The organism is Novosphingobium sp. SG754 (genome assembly GCF_013149315.1).
Classification (GTDB): Bacteria; Pseudomonadota; Alphaproteobacteria; order Sphingomonadales; family Sphingomonadaceae; genus Novosphingobium; species Novosphingobium capsulatum.
This window is the reverse complement of sequence record NZ_JABGCC010000004.1, coordinates 521337-537657: the sequence shown is the minus strand read 5'-3', so window position 1 is coordinate 537657 and position 16321 is coordinate 521337. Positions and strand designations below refer to the sequence as shown.

Annotated in this window: 18 protein-coding genes, 2 tRNA genes and 2 riboswitches; of the genes, 9 read left to right on the top strand and 11 right to left on the bottom strand. The window is 63.2% G+C overall.

Annotated elements, in window-relative coordinates:
* Positions 1 to 160: 160 nt before the first annotated feature.
* Positions 161 to 1333 carry a DUF3800 domain-containing protein gene (locus FHW97_RS13060; RefSeq protein WP_171799196.1) on the top strand — a complete coding sequence of 391 codons (1173 nt, stop codon included), beginning with the start codon at positions 161 to 163 and terminating at the stop codon, positions 1331 to 1333.
* Here FHW97_RS13060 and FHW97_RS22220 read toward each other — a convergent pair whose 3' ends face one another.
* The 8 genes from FHW97_RS22220 to FHW97_RS13030 all read right to left on the bottom strand — a co-directional run bounded on the left by FHW97_RS22220 (position 1334) and on the right by FHW97_RS13030 (position 6988).
* Complete coding sequence (locus FHW97_RS22220; protein ID WP_255476495.1) at positions 1334 to 1465, bottom strand: hypothetical protein; 132 nt, start codon at positions 1463 to 1465, stop codon at positions 1334 to 1336. It lies immediately after the preceding gene.
* On the bottom strand, positions 1465 to 2211 hold the full coding sequence (locus FHW97_RS13055) for a helix-turn-helix domain-containing protein (protein WP_171799195.1): 747 nt from the start codon (positions 2209 to 2211) through the stop codon (positions 1465 to 1467). The genes FHW97_RS22220 and FHW97_RS13055 overlap by 1 nt, the downstream gene beginning before the upstream one ends.
* Before the next feature lie 74 nt (positions 2212 to 2285).
* Positions 2286 to 2792 carry a hypothetical protein gene (locus FHW97_RS22070; protein ID WP_253941764.1) on the bottom strand — a complete coding sequence of 169 codons (507 nt, stop codon included), beginning with the start codon at positions 2790 to 2792 and terminating at the stop codon, positions 2286 to 2288.
* A 48-nt stretch (positions 2793 to 2840) separates the two neighbouring features.
* On the bottom strand, positions 2841 to 3581 hold the full coding sequence (locus FHW97_RS22065) for a hypothetical protein (RefSeq protein ID WP_253941763.1): 741 nt from the start codon (positions 3579 to 3581) through the stop codon (positions 2841 to 2843).
* Positions 3582 to 3598: 17 nt separating this feature from the next.
* A complete protein-coding gene (locus tag FHW97_RS13045) occupies positions 3599 to 4327 on the bottom strand; it encodes a hypothetical protein (protein ID WP_171799194.1) in 729 nt (242 codons plus the stop codon).
* On the bottom strand, positions 4324 to 4905 hold the full coding sequence (locus tag FHW97_RS13040) for a hypothetical protein (protein WP_171799193.1): 582 nt from the start codon (positions 4903 to 4905) through the stop codon (positions 4324 to 4326). Before FHW97_RS13040 ends, FHW97_RS13045 begins: the two co-directional genes overlap by 4 nt.
* An 11-nt stretch (positions 4906 to 4916) precedes the next feature.
* A complete protein-coding gene (locus tag FHW97_RS13035) occupies positions 4917 to 5888 on the bottom strand; it encodes a competence protein CoiA (protein ID WP_171799192.1) in 972 nt (323 codons plus the stop codon).
* The gene (locus tag FHW97_RS13030; protein WP_171799191.1) at positions 5882 to 6988 is read right to left on the bottom strand and encodes a hypothetical protein; all 1107 of its coding nucleotides are present in this window, start codon (positions 6986 to 6988) and stop codon (positions 5882 to 5884) included. Before FHW97_RS13030 ends, FHW97_RS13035 begins: the two co-directional genes overlap by 7 nt.
* A gap of 417 nt (positions 6989 to 7405) precedes the next feature.
* Between FHW97_RS13030 and FHW97_RS13025 the strand changes: the two genes are divergently transcribed.
* The 4 genes from FHW97_RS13025 (at position 7406) to FHW97_RS13010 (ending at position 10110) form a co-directional block, all read left to right on the top strand.
* Positions 7406 to 8163 (top strand): IS5 family transposase gene (locus FHW97_RS13025; protein ID WP_156306641.1). Its coding sequence is split into 2 segments (ribosomal slippage): positions 7406 to 7745 and positions 7745 to 8163, totalling 759 coding nucleotides; the frame shifts between segments, so codons are not numbered across the junction.
* Between the two features lie 111 nt (positions 8164 to 8274).
* Positions 8275 to 8619, top strand: a complete 345-nt coding sequence (locus FHW97_RS13020; protein WP_054132259.1) for a GFA family protein — start codon at positions 8275 to 8277, stop codon at positions 8617 to 8619.
* 181 nt (positions 8620 to 8800) lie between these two features.
* Complete coding sequence (locus FHW97_RS13015; RefSeq protein ID WP_171799190.1) at positions 8801 to 9316, top strand: hypothetical protein; 516 nt, start codon at positions 8801 to 8803, stop codon at positions 9314 to 9316.
* A complete protein-coding gene (locus FHW97_RS13010; RefSeq protein WP_171799189.1) occupies positions 9313 to 10110 on the top strand; it encodes a hypothetical protein in 798 nt (265 codons plus the stop codon). Before FHW97_RS13015 ends, FHW97_RS13010 begins: the two co-directional genes overlap by 4 nt.
* Positions 10111 to 10240: 130 nt before the next feature.
* Here FHW97_RS13010 and FHW97_RS13005 read toward each other — a convergent pair whose 3' ends face one another.
* Positions 10241 to 11437: a site-specific integrase gene (locus tag FHW97_RS13005; RefSeq protein WP_171799188.1), complete on the bottom strand. Its 1197-nt coding sequence runs from the start codon at positions 11435 to 11437 to the stop codon at positions 10241 to 10243.
* Between the two features lie 164 nt (positions 11438 to 11601).
* Positions 11602 to 11677 (bottom strand) — tRNA-Thr (locus tag FHW97_RS13000).
* Between the two features lie 187 nt (positions 11678 to 11864).
* Here FHW97_RS13000 and FHW97_RS12995 point away from each other — a divergent pair.
* The 3 genes from FHW97_RS12995 (at position 11865) to FHW97_RS12985 (ending at position 13336) form a co-directional block, all read left to right on the top strand.
* Positions 11865 to 12113 (top strand): YdcH family protein, encoded by a 249-nt coding sequence (locus FHW97_RS12995; protein ID WP_171799187.1) that lies wholly within the window; start codon positions 11865 to 11867, stop codon positions 12111 to 12113.
* Between the two features lie 128 nt (positions 12114 to 12241).
* Positions 12242 to 12318, top strand: a tRNA-Met gene (locus FHW97_RS12990).
* Between the two features lie 139 nt (positions 12319 to 12457).
* Entirely contained in the window at positions 12458 to 13336 is an 879-nt protein-coding gene (locus FHW97_RS12985) for an oxygenase MpaB family protein (protein WP_171799186.1), read from the top strand.
* A 10-nt stretch (positions 13337 to 13346) separates the two neighbouring features.
* Here FHW97_RS12985 and FHW97_RS12980 read toward each other — a convergent pair whose 3' ends face one another.
* A complete protein-coding gene (locus FHW97_RS12980; protein WP_171799185.1) occupies positions 13347 to 14345 on the bottom strand; it encodes a hypothetical protein in 999 nt (332 codons plus the stop codon).
* 158 nt (positions 14346 to 14503) lie between these two features.
* A riboswitch (cobalamin riboswitch) is annotated at positions 14504 to 14746 on the top strand.
* Positions 14747 to 14945: 199 nt separating this feature from the next.
* Here FHW97_RS12980 and FHW97_RS12975 point away from each other — a divergent pair.
* Positions 14946 to 15959 (top strand): HoxN/HupN/NixA family nickel/cobalt transporter, encoded by a 1014-nt coding sequence (locus FHW97_RS12975; RefSeq protein WP_216647753.1) that lies wholly within the window; start codon positions 14946 to 14948, stop codon positions 15957 to 15959.
* 71 nt (positions 15960 to 16030) lie between these two features.
* A riboswitch (cobalamin riboswitch) is annotated at positions 16031 to 16252 on the top strand.
* The last annotated feature ends 69 nt before the right edge of the window (positions 16253 to 16321 follow it).

The window sequence follows — 16321 nt, the reverse complement described above, 5'->3', positions numbered from 1 at the left end:
CTGCCGTTCCCGCACGACGGGTTTGACGGCAGGAACATCACCAAAACCTGACGCTCACCGAAGGCTACGCTGGCATGGTACCAAAGGTGGCCGACGATATCATCTCCTTAATTGGCCGCCCTGACTGGTTCGCTCTCGGGGAAACGGATATGGAATCAGGATGTATGTGTTCGTAGACGAATCCGGCAATACCGGTGCCCATCTCTTTGATGAGGCGCAGCCGATCTTCCTGACGGTTGCGCTGATGACGCGCACAGATTTCGACGCCATCTACACCAAGCCGATCGCCAACCTCGCGCGCGCCGCCGGCGATACCCAGCTCCACGCCGCCAAGCTCGGCGTGGCGCGGATCGAGGAGATTGCCCGTCCGCTCCATAAGCTACTGCAGCGCGCTGATCCGCGCTTCTACATCTCACGGGTCGAGAAGCGGTATATCGTCGCCACCAAGATGTTCGATCTGCTGTTCGACCCCGGCGAGAACCGCGCCGCGTCGCCGCATATCTATCTCATGCGCCCGCTCAGGATCACGTTCGCGGTCAAGTTCGCCGAGATCGTAACCGAGGACATGGCGCGAGACTTCTGGGCCTCGATGATGGAGACCAACCCCGATCGCGCCCGCGGCGGCATGATCCAATTTTGCGATGATGTTCTGGCGCTCCTACCTGGTATCCAGGATAAGGGTTTCGTCGAGCGCATCGGCCCCGCCATCGAATGGGCTCGGGAAAACCCGGAAGCAATCTACTTCCATTCGGACGGCCGCATCGCTCGCCAGGGCCATCTTCCCAACCTCGTCGGGTTCGGCAATCTGATGGACGGCGTGGAGGTGCAGTCGCAGGCCTGGCGCCGGCCGGTCCGGCGAATCCGGCACGACCGACAGAGCGAGTTCGAGGCCGCACTTCGCTGGTGGCATGATCTCTACGCCAATGCGTCGCCGGAGCGTGTGCCGCTAATGATGGGCGAGATGTTCAAGGCACAGCGCGCCGGCGGCAGCACCTTCGAGATATCGACCGCCGAAGCCAGTCCGGGCATCCAAGTCACCGACGTTATCATGTGGTTGTTCAACCGGCTTCATCGCGAAAAGGAGATCGGCGCAGACTCCTGGCGCATGATGCAATGGGTGTTTCGCCGCGCCCGTCAGAACGACTTTTCGTTCGATGGCGTTCTTGGAGCGCTCGATGAGCGATACGCCCACATCATGACGGAGCCGATGGACGAGGCTCGCCTCGACGCCGCACGCGAACAGCTGGCGATGATCGACGCGGCAACAAAAGGAAGGGTCGAAGCCTACCGGGCCGAGAAGGACGCGAAGCAAATCGAAGGCGACAAAGCCTGATCAGTTCGGGAGACCGATCAAGCCGCTCGCGAGTGCGATCACCGCCGCGATCACCAGCCGGGCCGACCAGCGCCCCAGTTCTTCCAGGAATGCCCCCGTGAAGCGATCGAGAGGCTTGCTCGTCCCGGCCATCAATCGAGCCCTTCGAAATAGTCGGCGACCATCTGCCGCTCGTCGACCTTGGCGTCCGCCCACAACGTCGTGATCGTGCTCGCTGCGGGATTGCGGCGGCGTGAGCGGATCGCGATGATGGCGATCATGATCGGCTCGCCGCCCATCAGCGGCTCGGCAGCATAAGTGCCGGTGAGCACGACCGCGGCATGGCTGCGTTCGAGCCGCTCGACACAATCGAGCACATCGCGCCACAGCCGACGCACGCGAAAATCGCGATCGGGCTTCGGGCCGGTCACGCCGTCGCGCTCGGCCTGGACGAAGCTCGCCAGATCGAACCACTCGCGCAGCTCGGCAACGTCGCCGGCTGCGTCGTCGTCGAGATCGGAAACGAGCAGCAGGCTGAAGGTGGCGAGCATCGTCCGCAGCTGAAGCTCGGTCCTGAACGGCGCGACCGCGACGGGCACACGGCCCTCGGTCCAGGCGAACATTTCGACGAAGTTGGCGGCGGCCTCCTCGGGAGTGGGGCGGACATGCACGCGCAGAAACTCGTCCTCGGGCTTGCCCAAGGCGCGCGCGAGCTTGCGCAGCTGCGCCGGCCGCACCTTCAGACCACGCTCGACCCGCGACACCGTCGCCAGCGACACGCCGGCCTCAGCGGCGAGCATATCCTGCTTCCAGCCGTTGAAGGTCCGCTGCAGCTTCACGAAGTTCGCGATGGCGGCTTCGTCGAGCACGAAGGTTTCGAGGGGTTCGAGCGTGTCCATGTCCTCAATATGATCGAAGAGCCTCGCAAATTAGAGGTCGTTTCGCACGTCAGTTCGACGAAATCGCCGCCGCCTCAAAGATACTGCACGCCCCGATCGAGCAGGCCGGCCAAGGCTTCTTCGCGGGAACGCACAGGTGACGCGGCGGCCCCGACCAGTCCGCGCGCGACACCGCATGCGAGGCCGCGCGCCAACACCCGCTCGGCGGTAGACACCTTCTGAATGCCGGCGCGCCCATGGACGAAGGTGCTGCGCAGCTCGAACAGGTGGCGATAGTCGCGAACGCTGTTCGGATCGTTCAGGAGCGCGGCGATCCGGGCGGCAACGCGGTCAGTAGCCGAGCGGCCCTTATGCTTATCGGGCTTCGGCCGCATCCATTTCTTGTGATCCATCTCTAGCCCCATCGCAGCTTCGATTGCGGTCATATGGGCCATCACTTCATCCATGCCGTCGGCCAAAAAGGCGCGAACCAGAAAATGGGCGATCGGCGTTTCGAACAGGTGCGTCGATCGGGCTGCCTCAAGCTCCCGCCACGCGGCATCGGTGAACAACGCGAGCCCCGCCTTGGCTTCGCCATCCAATGGCAGCCCCGTCGGTCGCTCGAGTTCGACCTCTTCGCCCCAATGATCCTATAATATCCACGGCTCGAGCGTGAGGCTGTCGGAACTGGGCGGCGGCGACGGCCGGACGAACAGGTCATCGTTGAGCGTGTAGATCCAAGGAACGCGAAAGCCGCGCCAATCGACCTCCTGCATCGTCGACCATTGCTCCCAGGGGGCAAGCAGTAGGAAGAATAGCGCCGCCTCCACCGACGGTGGAAAGCGGCCAAGATGCGGGTCGATTTCGCCGAAGTCGCGGTTCATCGCCATGTACATGAAGGGCGCCGCCCGGGCTTCGGCTCCACCGTTCACCGCGAGGCTCTCTTCGATCACCAGCCATTGGAATTGCGCGAGGCGTTTTGCGTCAATCGGCTGGGTCGGGAAATTGCGTGCCAGGCGTTCCGCGTCGAACATCTGCGACAACTCGTCCGCGCTGAATTGGGCAAGCCGGGCCTGGCCGAAGGCAAGCGGCGGAAGATCGTCGGCGAGATCGAGCGGGCACAAATGCCGCCGTGTAATCGTCCGTCGCGTGAAAGCATGGTCGATCGCATTGGCGGCGCTCCGCGGATCGACCGACAGGCTGGCATGGTCGGCGGGTAGCCAACAGGGAACGCCGAGCGAGCGGATGGCCGTGCTCAGCGCAAAGACCGGCTTGTCGCCGCCATAGTCGGCGCGGCAAACGTCACTCACCGCGGTGAAGGCGGAAGCGGCCAGGAGGTTATTCGGTCCGGGGTGCGGTACGCGCCACAGCGCTTCGACCGCGCTGATCAAGGCTGGGCTGGCCCCCATCAGTTGCGCTCAGCCGGTGCCGGCGGTAGCCAATCCCGCTCGGCACGTTCGCGCACGAGGCGAGCCTCGAGCCCAGGGTCTTTCCGCTCAATGCTCTCATTGTAGATATATTCGGCATCGCGCCAGAATCTCGCGATCGCGGCGACGAACTCGTGGAGGCGCTGCAGCGGAATCCGCATCTGCGCCACGCGGGGCGGGCTTGGCAGCGATGCTCCGAAGCCCGGCGGCATCGGTGGGATGATAGGCCAGAAGTCCGGGTAACGCCGCGCCAGCTCGGTGGCGGAATCGCCATCGCCGTGTCGACAGGCGTTGCCGAGATGTTGAAGCGCATCGAGCACCTCGAAACTCGGAAACGCATCGAGGCCAATGCCTCGCAGGCCGCGAAACAGCTTCTGCAACTCTTTCCAGTTCGCCTTCTCGATCTTGGTGGCGGAGGGCTCGCCCGGTCTCAGATCCTTCGAGCAGCCCAGGAGATAACTGCGTAGCTGACGCTCCCAGATCGACTGGATGGACAGGCCGAAGGCGCGCATCGTTTCGAGACGAACCTCCTCCATGTCGGCCTTTGCGAAGACCGCACCGGGCCAGTCACTGTTCTCCAGCTCGTCGATCTTGGCTTCGAGAGTGGCGAGCGCCGGCACGATCACGTCCTGGAAATAGGATTCAATGGTCATGTCGTGCTTGCTGGCCTGCACGTCGGCGAAGCAATTCTTCCATCGGAACGGCTTCATGGCTGAACCCCCAGGCTCGCCGCCTCGGCGATGTAATCGCGATACGCGAAGTTGATGAGATCGCGGACCAGCTCCAACAACCCACCGGTCGGGAGTCCGTCGAACGGGTCGCCATGCGCCAGCTTGTTGCGCCGCTCGGCGAGGGTCGGCCGGGTGTCGCCGGTCAATTGTCCGATCGCCTTGCCGCCACAGCGAACGATCATTGGAATCTGCGCATCGGTCAGGCCGTCGCTGTCGACCATATATTTGAGCAGCGCGGCGAAGCTGCGTTTGCTCTTCGACACTTTGCCGCCGTATCGATCCATCATCGTCAGTTCGAGCGCAATCAGCGCAGCGAGTTCGGCCGCCTTGACCAGACCGAGGTCGAGCCACCCGAGCAGATACAGGGTTTGGGCACGCTCGAATTTGGCGCGAACGATATCGGGAATGCGCGGGTCGATGCCGAGGCCGCCAACAACCGCGCGCCAATCATCGGCCTTCGCGATTTCGATGAACCCTCCGGGATTGCCCGGTAGCGGCCATGGCAGCAGCAACGGAACCACACGATCCTCGAGGATGATATGATCGGTGTAGCGCATCGCCCAAGATCCTATCCGAAAGTCAGGGCAGTGTCGGGCAACACAGATGCCTCCAGCGACGCGCCAACCCATTGATCGTCGATGCGGTGCTCCGCACGATAATAGTGGAAGTCGCCTGGACCGTCGGCCTTGGTCCGGCCGATCCGCGCCGGCATCGCATAGTCGCGCGGATCGTCGGCGAGGATGAAGTCGGCGCCGATCCCGGCAGGAAGATGGTAGGTTCGCCGCTTGCGCAACGCGCGCTTGACCCGGCTTACCCGGAGGTACGAGAGGTCGAACGGGCCTTCCAGAAATAGGCTCGACCAGCGTTCCGACGAGTACCAATGGCCGCCAGCGCTATGTTCGTCGCCGTCCGCAAACCACGAGGTCGGATTGCGGTAGAGCATGCAATCGTCGAGCTTTCCGCGCCAGATGCCGCGGACCACGGGATCATAATACCAAAGCCCGTCTTGAAGATCGTGGACCCACAACTGCCAGGGTGGCGCCGAGAAGTGGCTGACATGGTAGATGTTGGTGCCCGCGATGCGCTGTACGTCGCCGAGCCGCTTGCGGATGAGGATCGGCACCCAGATCACCGGGACGCCCGCACTAAGGTAGGCGGTCGTTCGCACTTCCAGCGCCGTATAGTCGAGCGGGCTGTTCTGCGCCTCGATCGCGACACGATAAGCATCTTCAGGTGCGTGCAGCAGCACGTCTGCACGCCGGTCGCCATCGATCGACAGCACCTCGATCTCGACGTCGCACTTGAAGGCCCGCGCGCGATAGGCGTTGGCGAAATCCTCCTTCGCCTGCTGGTGTTCCCACGTCTCCAGTGCGGCATAGGAGCAGGCCGTGCCGGGCCGATGCCCGAAATAGGACCGACGAACGCGCCCCTTGGCGAGCGTCACCGGCGCCTTGCACCCCGGGCAGGTGTAGGAAGGTCCCTTCGCCGCGTTCTCGGCCTCGACGCGGCTATCGTCGGCACCGTTGATCGCGACTAGCATGGCGGCCCCGCAATGCCGTCGAAGTCGCTGGCCTTGGCAATCTCCCCGATCAGGCCGACCAGCCGCGGTTCCTTTTTCAGGGCCTGGCGAAAATCCTCGGCCGTCCGCTTGTCGACATAGAGCACCTCGCAATAGGCGGCGAGCACGGCGAGATAGCTGTCGTGAAGATCGCTGCCCGGCCGAAGCGTGCGCACCTGTCCATGCTTTCGAAGGGCTTCACCGATCACCCAGCTAGGCAGCATGTCCATCGGTACGCGCTTGAGAGCCTCGAAGGAGCGTCCGGTTTCCGACGCAATCACCCGAAGCTGACTGCGGAACACGCCCAGCCGGCTGAGGTCGGCGAGGATGCATTCGTCGCGTACCTCAGTCACGTCTAAACCCTGATCGACCAGCGACGAGACCAGCAAATCGCGCACGGTCGTCCCCGGCGGTGGCAGCATCGCGAGTGCGCGATCCAGAAACTCATCGGCCATTGCCCGAGACCGAGCTGCGTCTCCTCCTGTGCTCTGCATTGCTTCCTGCAATGCCTTGGCGTGGATAGCTCCGAGTTGCGCACGCATCGCTTGCGGCGAATTGATCGTCCCTTTCGAAAGCTCGCCAATCGTCCGGCTTTCATCGAAGGTGCGAAGCGGTCCAAGGGCCGTGACCATGTCCGATCCAGCCTTGCGAGCCAGCAGCATCGGCCGAACGGCCTCCCAGACCCACGCATCTTCGCCGATCGCCTGGCGGCCAGTGCCGGTTTGCAGAAGCAGCGTGCGGGCTCGATCGCGAATGGCTATCAGGTCGTTCAACCCCTCGCATGCTGCAACCACCTCGGCTGCGCGTACCTGCGCGACGGATCCCAGGCCGACCTCGTCCTTCGGCAAGCGGATCCACGCGATCAGCGGAAGCGCCATCAAGAAAGAGATGCGCTTGCGCGCTTTGGCGTCATCGTCACCGCCGAGCAATTCTTCAAGATGGTGCCAGCACAAGAGGGGGATGCGGCCTTGCTCCAGCAGGCGCTCGTGCAGCGACAGCGCCCGTCGGCGGCGATCGGGATCGTCTGTTGACATCGCATCGAGCCATTTGGCCCAATGCGAGCTATCCGGGGCTATGATCATTGAACCGAGGAGGGGCAAGTACAGTATCCAGATGGAGCAATTGGTTCGAAACTATATTGATGTCTCATTTCTCGAACCAGTTGGTTAATCTTAATATGACTCTAGAAGGCCTCCTCATGAAAGCCCCCGGCGTCCGAGGACAGATGCTAACGCTCGTCAGGCTCGCAGTCGACAACAACATACGCGGAATAAGTCACGACATCAATGAATGGCCACTTTTGTGCGGGGTGCCTGGGGCCAGAGGATCGATATTAGGGCGCATAGGCGATGGTTCGCTTCGCCCAACGCGTGTGGCCGCTTTCGCCTAGGTCGGACGTTCAACGCTACTGATCCTAGGGTGAAAACCCAATCAACCTATTGAAAATTGGATGAGAGGTTGATTCAATGGGCTTCCACGGCAGATGGAAGCCCTACGCGATGTCTCGTTCATTGTTCTGGTTGTCAGATGAAGCTTGGTCGGCGATCGTGCCGCATTTGCCGAAAAATCAACCCGGAGCTCAGCGCGTCGATGATCGGCGAGTGATCTCCGGCATTTTCCATGTGTTAAAGTCAGGCTGTCGCTGGTGCGATTGTCCGGCGGATTACGGCCCCTCGACCACAGTCTACAACCGCTTCAACCGCTGGTCGCGGCGCGGTTTCTGGACGAAATTGCTCGACGCTTTGGTAGAGGCGGGCGCAGTCACGAAGAGCACCTCGATCGATAGCACCTACATCAAGGTCCAGCGCTCGGCCTTCGGTGGAAAAGGGGGCACCAGGCGCAAGCGATCGGACGTTCTCGCGGTGGCTGGACAACCAAGGTCCATGCCCTGACAGATGTTCTGGGGCGGCCCTATGCCTTGATGCTCACTGCAGGCAATATCAGCGACGTGAAGGCTGCTCCGACATTGCTCGAACGCGCTGGTCGCATGCGTTACTTGCTCGGCGACAAAGGGTATGATTCCAACAGTTTGCGCAAGATCCTGCGTGAGGGCGGCACCAGTCCTGTCATCCCTGGCAGGCGGAACCGCAAGCGCGCCGTTCGCTATGATCAGAAGCGCTACCGCGATCGCCATCTCATTGAAAATGCCTTCTGCAGAATCAAGGACTTTCGCCGCGTAGCCACTCGCTACGACAAGCTCGCCGCAAATTTTCTGTCAGGCGTCGCCCTCGCAACCGCGCTCGCCTTCTGGCTGTGATTGTGGATCGAGCAGCCACGTTGGCCCTCATTCGTTGCGCGACCAAGCCTATGTGGGCATAGTCAGCATATTCGGTGGCAATGGCCGATCGCGAGGGGGGTGGGGATTTTCATGACGGCATATCGGGGCGCGTGCCATTGCGGCGCGGTGCAGTTTTCGATTGTAACTGATCCAGACTATTCGGTGCGCTGCGACTGCTCGCTGTGCCGGCGACATGTCTCGGTCATGCTGCGCTGTGATGAGAACGACTTGAAAATCATCTCCGGGCAGGCCGCGCTAACTACCTATCAGTTCAACACTCGGGTAGCGGTCCATTATTTCTGCCGCCATTGTGGCGTCTACACATTCCACAAGATGCGGAAATTTCCTGATAAATATGGCATCAATGCTGGCTGCATCGAGGGCATTGATATGTTCGCTCTCCGCCCGATACTGATCGAAGGATCAAAGGTGTGAGGTCGTGGGATGCCTATACCCTCAGCCATGATTGAGTCTCAACCCTAGCGACCGGCTCTGGTCGCCAGCCGCAGGAGTATCGTGCAGCGATGCCGGATGCTATCTGCCATGGTTCCGTCGACTGAAGGCGTCGGTGCTGATCTTCGACTGCCAGCTCTCGATCTTTACTATGAGTGTTTAAATGCTTGATCCTCGCTTGTTCGATCTTTTGAAAACCCTCGCTGTAGCCGATCTCGACTGGCTCGCAGAAGAGGTGATTCAGGGAGTGTTGGCCGGCGATGTGCCACTCGAAAGCGAGGCTGCGGTCATCGCCGCGCGGCGTGATGTCTTTCGCGAGTGGCAGAATAGTGGAGGTTTCGGAAATCTCGACGTGCCGCTGATGCAGGCAACCCCGCTGAAAGGCGAGGAGCAACTCGATTGGGCGGTCGGGCATGTGGTGACGCGTCTGCTCGATGCTCTCTCCTCAATGCAGGCATCTACCGAGCGGCTCGACGCACTAGTGGAGGGAGCTAACCAGGAAGGTTGGCACCGCAAGGCTGCGCGTATGACGGGTGCCCAGTTGGTCATCAACGATGGCGAGGAAGTGCTCGGTGCAGCTGACAGGAACGCGATTGAAGCGGCGATGAGGGCGATGCCATCGCTTAAGGAGGCACTCCTGCAATGGCGCGACGCCTCGCTCGCGGGAGGTGGCAAATGATACCCGCCGTTGCGTCGGCTCTCGACGCGATTGTCGGCAATGTCACTGCGCTCACTCACGCCAAAGGTGCCGGGCGTGCCTACGAACTATACATCATGACGGGAATCGCAGAGGGTCTGGCCGGCGCGGGCTGGCATGTGAGGGTTCAACGTTCCGACGAGACCTTCATCGCGCCGACGGATGTCGATCGTCGGTTCATTCAGCGGGGCGGCGCCCCGACGGGCGTCGCGGGGAAAGCGCAAGGTCCGGGAAACGGTAGCTCGTTCGTGTTCTGGCGGCCGGGCTCCAAGCGCGTCTGGGAGATATGGAACGGCATCCAGTTCATTGGGCGAAGTGCCGCCATGCATGAGATCGACATCGCCATCGTCCCTCGGGAGGTCGGCATCGCACTGCGTGCCATACCTGGTGGCGGGTCGCCGATCGGGCGCGCGAAGGTGTCGATTGAATGCAAAGACGTGGGGCAACCCGGATCACAGGACGAGATGCGCGCCTTTGTCGCGCGTCTCTACGACCTGACGATCCTAGGTGTACACACGGCGGTCCCTCACTTGCCCAAGCCAGTACAGGCGATTCATCCCGCGCCGCTACGCGACAACTCCCCGTATCAAACCTTCTGGGATGGCAATCGCCAGACGTACAATGTCCTGGCACGCCGGACTGGATTCGCCCTAGGCGCGCTCTCGATGACGACCTTCTATGGCATCCAGCCGCGTGGACCGATCGTCCCAGGCAGCAGCGAAGATGCAACTTTGACGGCTGAACTGGTCGCCTGGATCACGACACACCTACGCTAGCTTACAAAGGAGAGTCAGCAACGGCGGATCATGGCAGAAGCGGCTGTTCTACCATGATTTACTGAATGTCCTGACTTGGTCGACTTCTTCCGGTAAGCCGGGCAGCCTTTGATCGGCTGCCCGGCCGCGCTTACGCTGCGGATAGCTTCAGGCCGTCCAGGTAATCGCTCCACCACTGCGCCATCTTTACGCGTTCGTCCCAGTGTTGCCCTCTGGCGTAAGTGCCGCGCACAGCGTTGGAATGCCCATGAGCCAAGGCTCGCTCGATTGCGTCGAAATGCCATAACCCACTTTCGTTGAGCAGCGTGCTGGCGGTTGCCCGCCAACCGTGGGCTGTGACAGTGTCCTGATCGAAGCCCATGCGGCGGAACGCCAGGTTGATTGCGTTCTCACAGATCGGCACAGTAAACTTGCGCTGGCCGGGGAACATGTAGGGCAATTGTCCGGTGCGCTCCTGCAGGGTACCCAGCAATTCCAAAGACTGGCGCGAAAGTGGCACGGAGTGGGGCCGGCGCAATTTGGTGCGCTCGGCTGGTACGCGCCAGACGGCGCCATCCCAATCGATCTCATCCCATTTGCCAAAGCGCAATTCCCCCGGCCGCAGAAAGACATGCGGCAGAATCTGCATGGCCAGTTTGACCACTTCGGTGCCGGTAAACTCGTCGATGGCACGCAGCAGCACGCCGAGCTTGCTTGGCTCGAGGACGGCAGCACGGTGCTTGACGAGCGGTGCGGCAAGAGCGTCGTCGAGTAAGGCGGCGGGATCGTTCTTGCACAGCCCAAGCACGGCGCCATGGCGGAATACGCGACTGGCGAAGGCGCGGGTGCGACGGGCCGTCTCGCGCTTGCCTTGACTCTCTACCTTGCGCAGGACGTTCAGCAAGTCCGGTGGCGTGATGTCGGCGATCGGTAGATGCCCGACAGTATGGGAGAGGTGAGAGAGGAACCAGTGCGCCTTGGTGATGGTTGCGGGCGCCTTGCCGCTGCGTTCCAGCCGCACGCTGATGAAATCCTCGGCCACGGCGCGGAAAGTGTTGCTGGCGTGCAGGCGGGCCTCGATCTTCTTCTTGCGGCGCTCGACAGCTGGATCGCCGCCATCGCGAATCAAATCGCGAGCTTTGTCACGCAGGGCGCGAGCCTCTTTCAGGCCGACGTCCGGCCATTGGCCGAGCGAAAGGCGCTTCTCGACGCCGTGAAGGCGATATTTGAAGTACCAGATCTTCGCGCCAGAGGGTCGGACCTCGAGATACAGGCCTTTTTCGTCGGGCTTGCGGTAGGGGGAGTTTGAAGCCGAAAACCCGTTTATTTGCAGAGCTTTAAGCGACATTTGGGGGCAACGCCTTTTGCTAGGCTCCCGTTTCCCCCAGAAATGCCCCCACTTGGCGTGAAAAGTGGTGAGAAATCCTGGGACAAAGCGAGAACATCCGGAAGACAAAATCGACCGAAAATCTAGCCGAATCAATGCGTTGAGACGTTTTGGGAAGAAGCCCCTGGTGCCGCTTACAGGACTCGAACCTGTGACCCCCGCATTACGAATGCGATGCTCTACCAACTGAGCTAAAGCGGCCCTGCCGTGTGGGCTGGCGGGCGATTAGCTTTGCACGCACGGGATTGCAATGGGTTTTGCACGCGCTGCCGGGTTTTTGTGGATATCTCTGAACATCCATCGCCAGGGCGGTTTGATGGAGCGCAATGCGCGGCGTGCCCAGGCCGGCATGATCGCCGTGCCACGAACACCTTTGCAGGAGCAAGCGATGACCCACGTGCCCGGTGATCTCAATGATGCCTTTCCCGACGATGCCGCGCTGTTGCACGCGCTCAAGCTCGGCAATGCGCATGTGCACCGCCTGGTCGAGCAGTATCACACGCTCAACCATACGGTGCACCGGATCGAGAGCGAGGTTGCGCCCAGCTCCGACCAGCACGTGGAAGCGCTCAAGAAGCAGCGGTTGGCGGTTCTGGACGCGCTGGCCGAACAGCTGGCGCTTGCCAAGGCCGGCTGAGCGCACAACGGCCATGCGCAAGCCTGTGGAGAACATCGGGATCGCCGGAAAAAAGCAGGTTGACGGATCAGCCCGCGCCGCCTAATCGGCCGCCCTACCGCGCGTCGCCAGACGCGGCGCGGACCTGGGGCGGAGTAGCTCAGTCGGTTAGAGCAGCGGAATCATAATCCGCGTGTCGGGGGTTCGAGTCCCTCCTCCGCTACCACTTTTCCTGATATTCAGCAGCGATAACGGCGCCTCGCAAGGGCGCTGTCGCCAAGTGCGCAGTGTTTTGCCCGCATGGCCGTGTCCTTGCATTGGCTTTGCGCTGGCGCTGCACTTGGCCTTGCGGCAAACCCTTGGGCATGACCTCACGCCGTGATCTTGGCCCTGCCGCAACGCTGCGGCGACTGCTTGTCGGGCGGGTGCAGGCGTTGTTCCATGATCGGGCCAAGGGCGAAAGCCCGATCGTGCGTTCGAACGATGCGCTGTTTGCGCCGGATTCGGTGATCTGGCGGGTGCATGGCGATGTCACCACGATGATGATCGGGGGCGTGACCGCGCTGCTGCTGCAAATGCTGCACCCGGCAGCGCTGGCTGGCGTGTGGGACCACAGCACTTTCCGCAACGACATGCTGGGCCGCCTGCGCCGCACCGCGCGGTTCATTGCCGTGACAACCTATGCCGAGCGTGGGCAGGCGGATGCCGCGATCGACAAGGTGCGGGCAGTGCACGAATATGTACAGGGCACCCTGGCCGACGGCACGCCCTATCGCGCCAGCGACCCACACCTGCTGGCCTGGGTGCACGTGTGCGAGGCTATTGGTTTTCTCGATGCGTGGATCGCCTATGGCGAGCCCGGCATGTCAACCGCAGACCAGGACACCTATATGCGCGAGGCGGGTGTGGTGGCGCGCCGGCTTGCCGCCGATCCGGTGCCGGAAACGCGCGCGCAGGCCGAGGCACTCATCGCCTCCTTTCGCCCTGAACTGCATGCCGATCAGCGTACGCGGCAGGTGGCGCGCATGGTGCTGTCGCAGCCGTCGCCTTCGCTGGCCGCCGCTCCGGCCCAGCACCTGCTGTTCCAGGCGGCGGTCGACCTGATGCCGCCTTGGGCGCAGGCGCTGCACGGGCGCCGCCTGTCCCTGCCGGCGACGCCCATCGTGCGCGGTGGCGCCATGGCCATGGCGCGCACGTTGCAATGGGCATTTGCCCCGGCCCGCCGCCTGCCACCGGCAGGTTGAACGGCGCGGTTCAGGGCTGGCCCAGCCGCCATTGCAACAGGCGCACGAACGGCTCTGGCTCATCCAGGCGGAACGCCACGCGCCTGATGCTGCGGCGGCGCAGCAGGCGATGATGATCGATCGGGGCGCGCAAATGCACGATCACGTTGGGCCAGGCCAGCAGCGCCGCATTGAGCGTGGCGGCATCGCGCACCTCGGCGCCGTCGATGGCCATGCTGACGCTCTCGATGCGGTTGAGCGGCATTTCCACGTCGAGGAGCAGCCCGGCGCGAATGCGCAAGCTGTCTGCCTCCAGCAGGATCGGGTGAAAGCGGAACGATTTGACCACGCCCACCAGATAGACCAGCCCCAGGTCGCTCACGACGAACATCGCCAAGGCCGCCAGGCGGCTCCAGTGGCCCAGAAAGACGTGATAGACCGCCACTTCGATGGCCGAGAGCGACAGGAGCGTTATCGCCATCGGCGTAAGGTGCCGGTGATAGGCAAAGGCGCGGGCGCCGGGTGGAACGTCGGCTGGTCCTCCCCAGCGCAACAGGGCCATGTGCAGCACCACCAGTTCCGCGCGGGCCAGGCGCACCAGGACAGAGGGCAGGAATTGTGCGGCCACGCTTTCCCAGCGCGCGGCCGTGCCGCCCCGGCGCACGATAGCCAGCGCCTGCCTACCGGCGAGGGCAAGGTGGGCAAGCAGCGCCAGCGCCATGGCCGCCATCGTGCCGGGCATGGCCAGCAAGGCGGCGCGCAGGGCCGGCGGCGCGGCCATGCTAACGAGGCAACAGGCGCCTGCCAGCGTCGCGCATACGGTTCGAACGTCGGGACGGCCGGCGCCATCGCGGATGATACGTGACAACAGCAGGCTATCGGCGGCCAGCCACAAGCAAAGCCACAAGGACAGCGCGGGGTGGCTTTGCGCCACCGGTAGGCGCGCGGCCAGCATGGCGGCAACGATGACGACGGCCGGGGCCAGGTGCGCTGCCCGTCGATGATGCGCGATACGTGCGGCTGGAATCATCCTGCGCGGCCTCCTGCGACGGCGGTGATGCCGGGCAGAGCCGATCATTGCCCAGCGCGCCGTCGCTCGCAACCACCGAAAACGCAGCGCCACCATCGCGTGGGCGTTGCACCGCCGCTGCCGGCTGGCTATGCCCATCGGACCTGGCGGGTTTTCCGCTGGGCAAAGATCGCGCCGGTGCCCGGAAGGGCTCAATCGGGAATGCGGTGCGGGGCCATGGCGCCCCAAATCCGCGGCTGTCCCTGCAACTGTAAGTGGCGAGCGCGATGCATACCGCCTTTCCCGATATCGGCGGGGAGGGCAGCCACTGGGCCGGACGCCAAGACGGGCGAGGCCTGGGAAGGCATGCATCAAGCCCTGACCCGCAAGCCAGGAGACCGGCCGGCGCTTGGTCGCTCATGCCTTGGTCCAGGGGATGGCCGCGGCACGGTTCGTTCCGTCAGAGCGACGCCGCCTGGCCGGCGTGTGGCTGTGTGAACGCCCTGTGGCGCGCGCGTGGCGTCACGCGTCCGGCTCCGTCGCCATTCTGGCCGGAGTATTCCGCTCGTGCCTGTTTCCTTTCCTGTTCGCCGTCTGCTGGCCCGTTCGGCCGCGCCCTCGCTGCGCCGGCGTATCGCTGCTATTTTGGCCGCGCTGCTGCTGGCCAATGCCCTCGCCTGGCTGTGGGCGCTGGGCCTGTTCCATGATCAGCCGCTGATGCTGGGCACCGCCGTGCTCGCCTGGGGGCTTGGCCTGCGCCACGCGGTCGATGCCGATCACATCGCCGCGATCGACAATGTCACGCGCAAGCTGATGCAGCAGGGGCAGCGGCCGATCGCCGTGGGCCTGTGGTTTGCCCTGGGCCACGCCACGATCATCGCCATCGCTTCGGTCCTGGTGGCGCTGACGGCCACGGCGCTGGCGCGCTTTGGTGCCTTTCGCGAGGTGGGCGGGATGATCGCCACGACGATTTCGGCGCTGTTCCTGTTTGCCATTGCTGCGATGAACCTGGTGATCCTGCGCGGGGTGTGGCGCACCTTTGCCCATGTGCGGGCAGGGGGCGCTTATGTGGAGGAAGACCTTGACCTGCTGCTGTCGGGCCGGGGCCTGCTGTCGCGCCTGTTCCGCCCGATGTTCCGCCTGGTCACGCGATCATGGCACATGGCGCCGCTGGGTTTCCTGTTCGGGCTGGGTTTCGATACCGCCACCGAAGTGGCGCTGCTGGGGCTCTCGGCCAGCCAGGCAGCGAGTGGCCTGGCATTGGGCACGATCCTGGTGCTGCCCGCTCTGTTTGCAGTGGGCATGGCGCTGATCGATACGATTGATGGCGTGGTCATGCTTGGCGCCTATGAGTGGGCCTTCGTCAAGCCGATCCGCAAGCTCTATTACAACATCACTATCACCCTGGTTTCGGCGCTCGTGGCGATCGTGATCGGCGGGATCGAGGCAGCCGCGCTGATCGGCCAGAAGCTGGGCCTGACCGGCGCGCCATGGCGGTTGGCGGCCGATCTTGCCGGCAATTTCAATGGGCTGGGCTTTGCCATCATTGCCCTGTTTGCGCTGTGCTGGCTGGCCAGTGCGGCGATCTATCGCTGGCAGCGGCTGGACGAGATCGAGGTGGTTCGCGCAATCTGATGTCATGCCCGGTTGGCTTGGCCGGCGAACTCGGCTAGGAGGGCAGCGCAGGCAGCGGTTTCGGCCGGTGCCCTGCAAAAGATCGCGTCGGTGCCCCGAGAGGGGCTTAATCGGGAATGCGGTGCGGGGCTTTGCCCCAAGTCCGCAGCTGTCCCTGCAACTGTAAGTGGCGAGCGCGATGCACTGGTCCCCGCAAGACGGGGATGGCCACTGGGCCCCAAGCGGGCCTGGGAAGGCGTGCATCAAGCCCTGACCCACGAGCCAGGAGACCTGCCGGCGCACTGGTCGCTCTTGCCTTGATCCAGGGGATGGTCCGGGCACGGTAATACTTCCGTCTGGGCGACGAAGACTTGTGCGGCTGG

Coding starts and splice junctions, on each gene's coding strand:
- FHW97_RS13060 (WP_171799196.1), top strand. CDS start 161: ATGTATGTGTTCGTAGACGAATCCGGCAATACCGGTGCCCATCTCTTT.
- FHW97_RS22220 (WP_255476495.1), bottom strand. CDS start 1,465: ATGGCCGGGACGAGCAAGCCTCTCGATCGCTTCACGGGGGCATTCCTG.
- FHW97_RS13055 (WP_171799195.1), bottom strand. CDS start 2,211: ATGGACACGCTCGAACCCCTCGAAACCTTCGTGCTCGACGAAGCCGCC.
- FHW97_RS13045 (WP_171799194.1), bottom strand. CDS start 4,327: ATGAAGCCGTTCCGATGGAAGAATTGCTTCGCCGACGTGCAGGCCAGC.
- FHW97_RS13040 (WP_171799193.1), bottom strand. CDS start 4,905: ATGCGCTACACCGATCATATCATCCTCGAGGATCGTGTGGTTCCGTTG.
- FHW97_RS13035 (WP_171799192.1), bottom strand. CDS start 5,888: ATGCTAGTCGCGATCAACGGTGCCGACGATAGCCGCGTCGAGGCCGAG.
- FHW97_RS13030 (WP_171799191.1), bottom strand. CDS start 6,988: ATGATCATAGCCCCGGATAGCTCGCATTGGGCCAAATGGCTCGATGCG.
- FHW97_RS13020 (WP_054132259.1), top strand. CDS start 8,275: ATGACGGCATATCGGGGCGCGTGCCATTGCGGCGCGGTGCAGTTTTCG.
- FHW97_RS13015 (WP_171799190.1), top strand. CDS start 8,801: ATGCTTGATCCTCGCTTGTTCGATCTTTTGAAAACCCTCGCTGTAGCC.
- FHW97_RS13010 (WP_171799189.1), top strand. CDS start 9,313: ATGATACCCGCCGTTGCGTCGGCTCTCGACGCGATTGTCGGCAATGTC.
- FHW97_RS13005 (WP_171799188.1), bottom strand. CDS start 11,437: ATGTCGCTTAAAGCTCTGCAAATAAACGGGTTTTCGGCTTCAAACTCC.
- FHW97_RS12995 (WP_171799187.1), top strand. CDS start 11,865: ATGACCCACGTGCCCGGTGATCTCAATGATGCCTTTCCCGACGATGCC.
- FHW97_RS12985 (WP_171799186.1), top strand. CDS start 12,458: ATGACCTCACGCCGTGATCTTGGCCCTGCCGCAACGCTGCGGCGACTG.
- FHW97_RS12980 (WP_171799185.1), bottom strand. CDS start 14,345: ATGATTCCAGCCGCACGTATCGCGCATCATCGACGGGCAGCGCACCTG.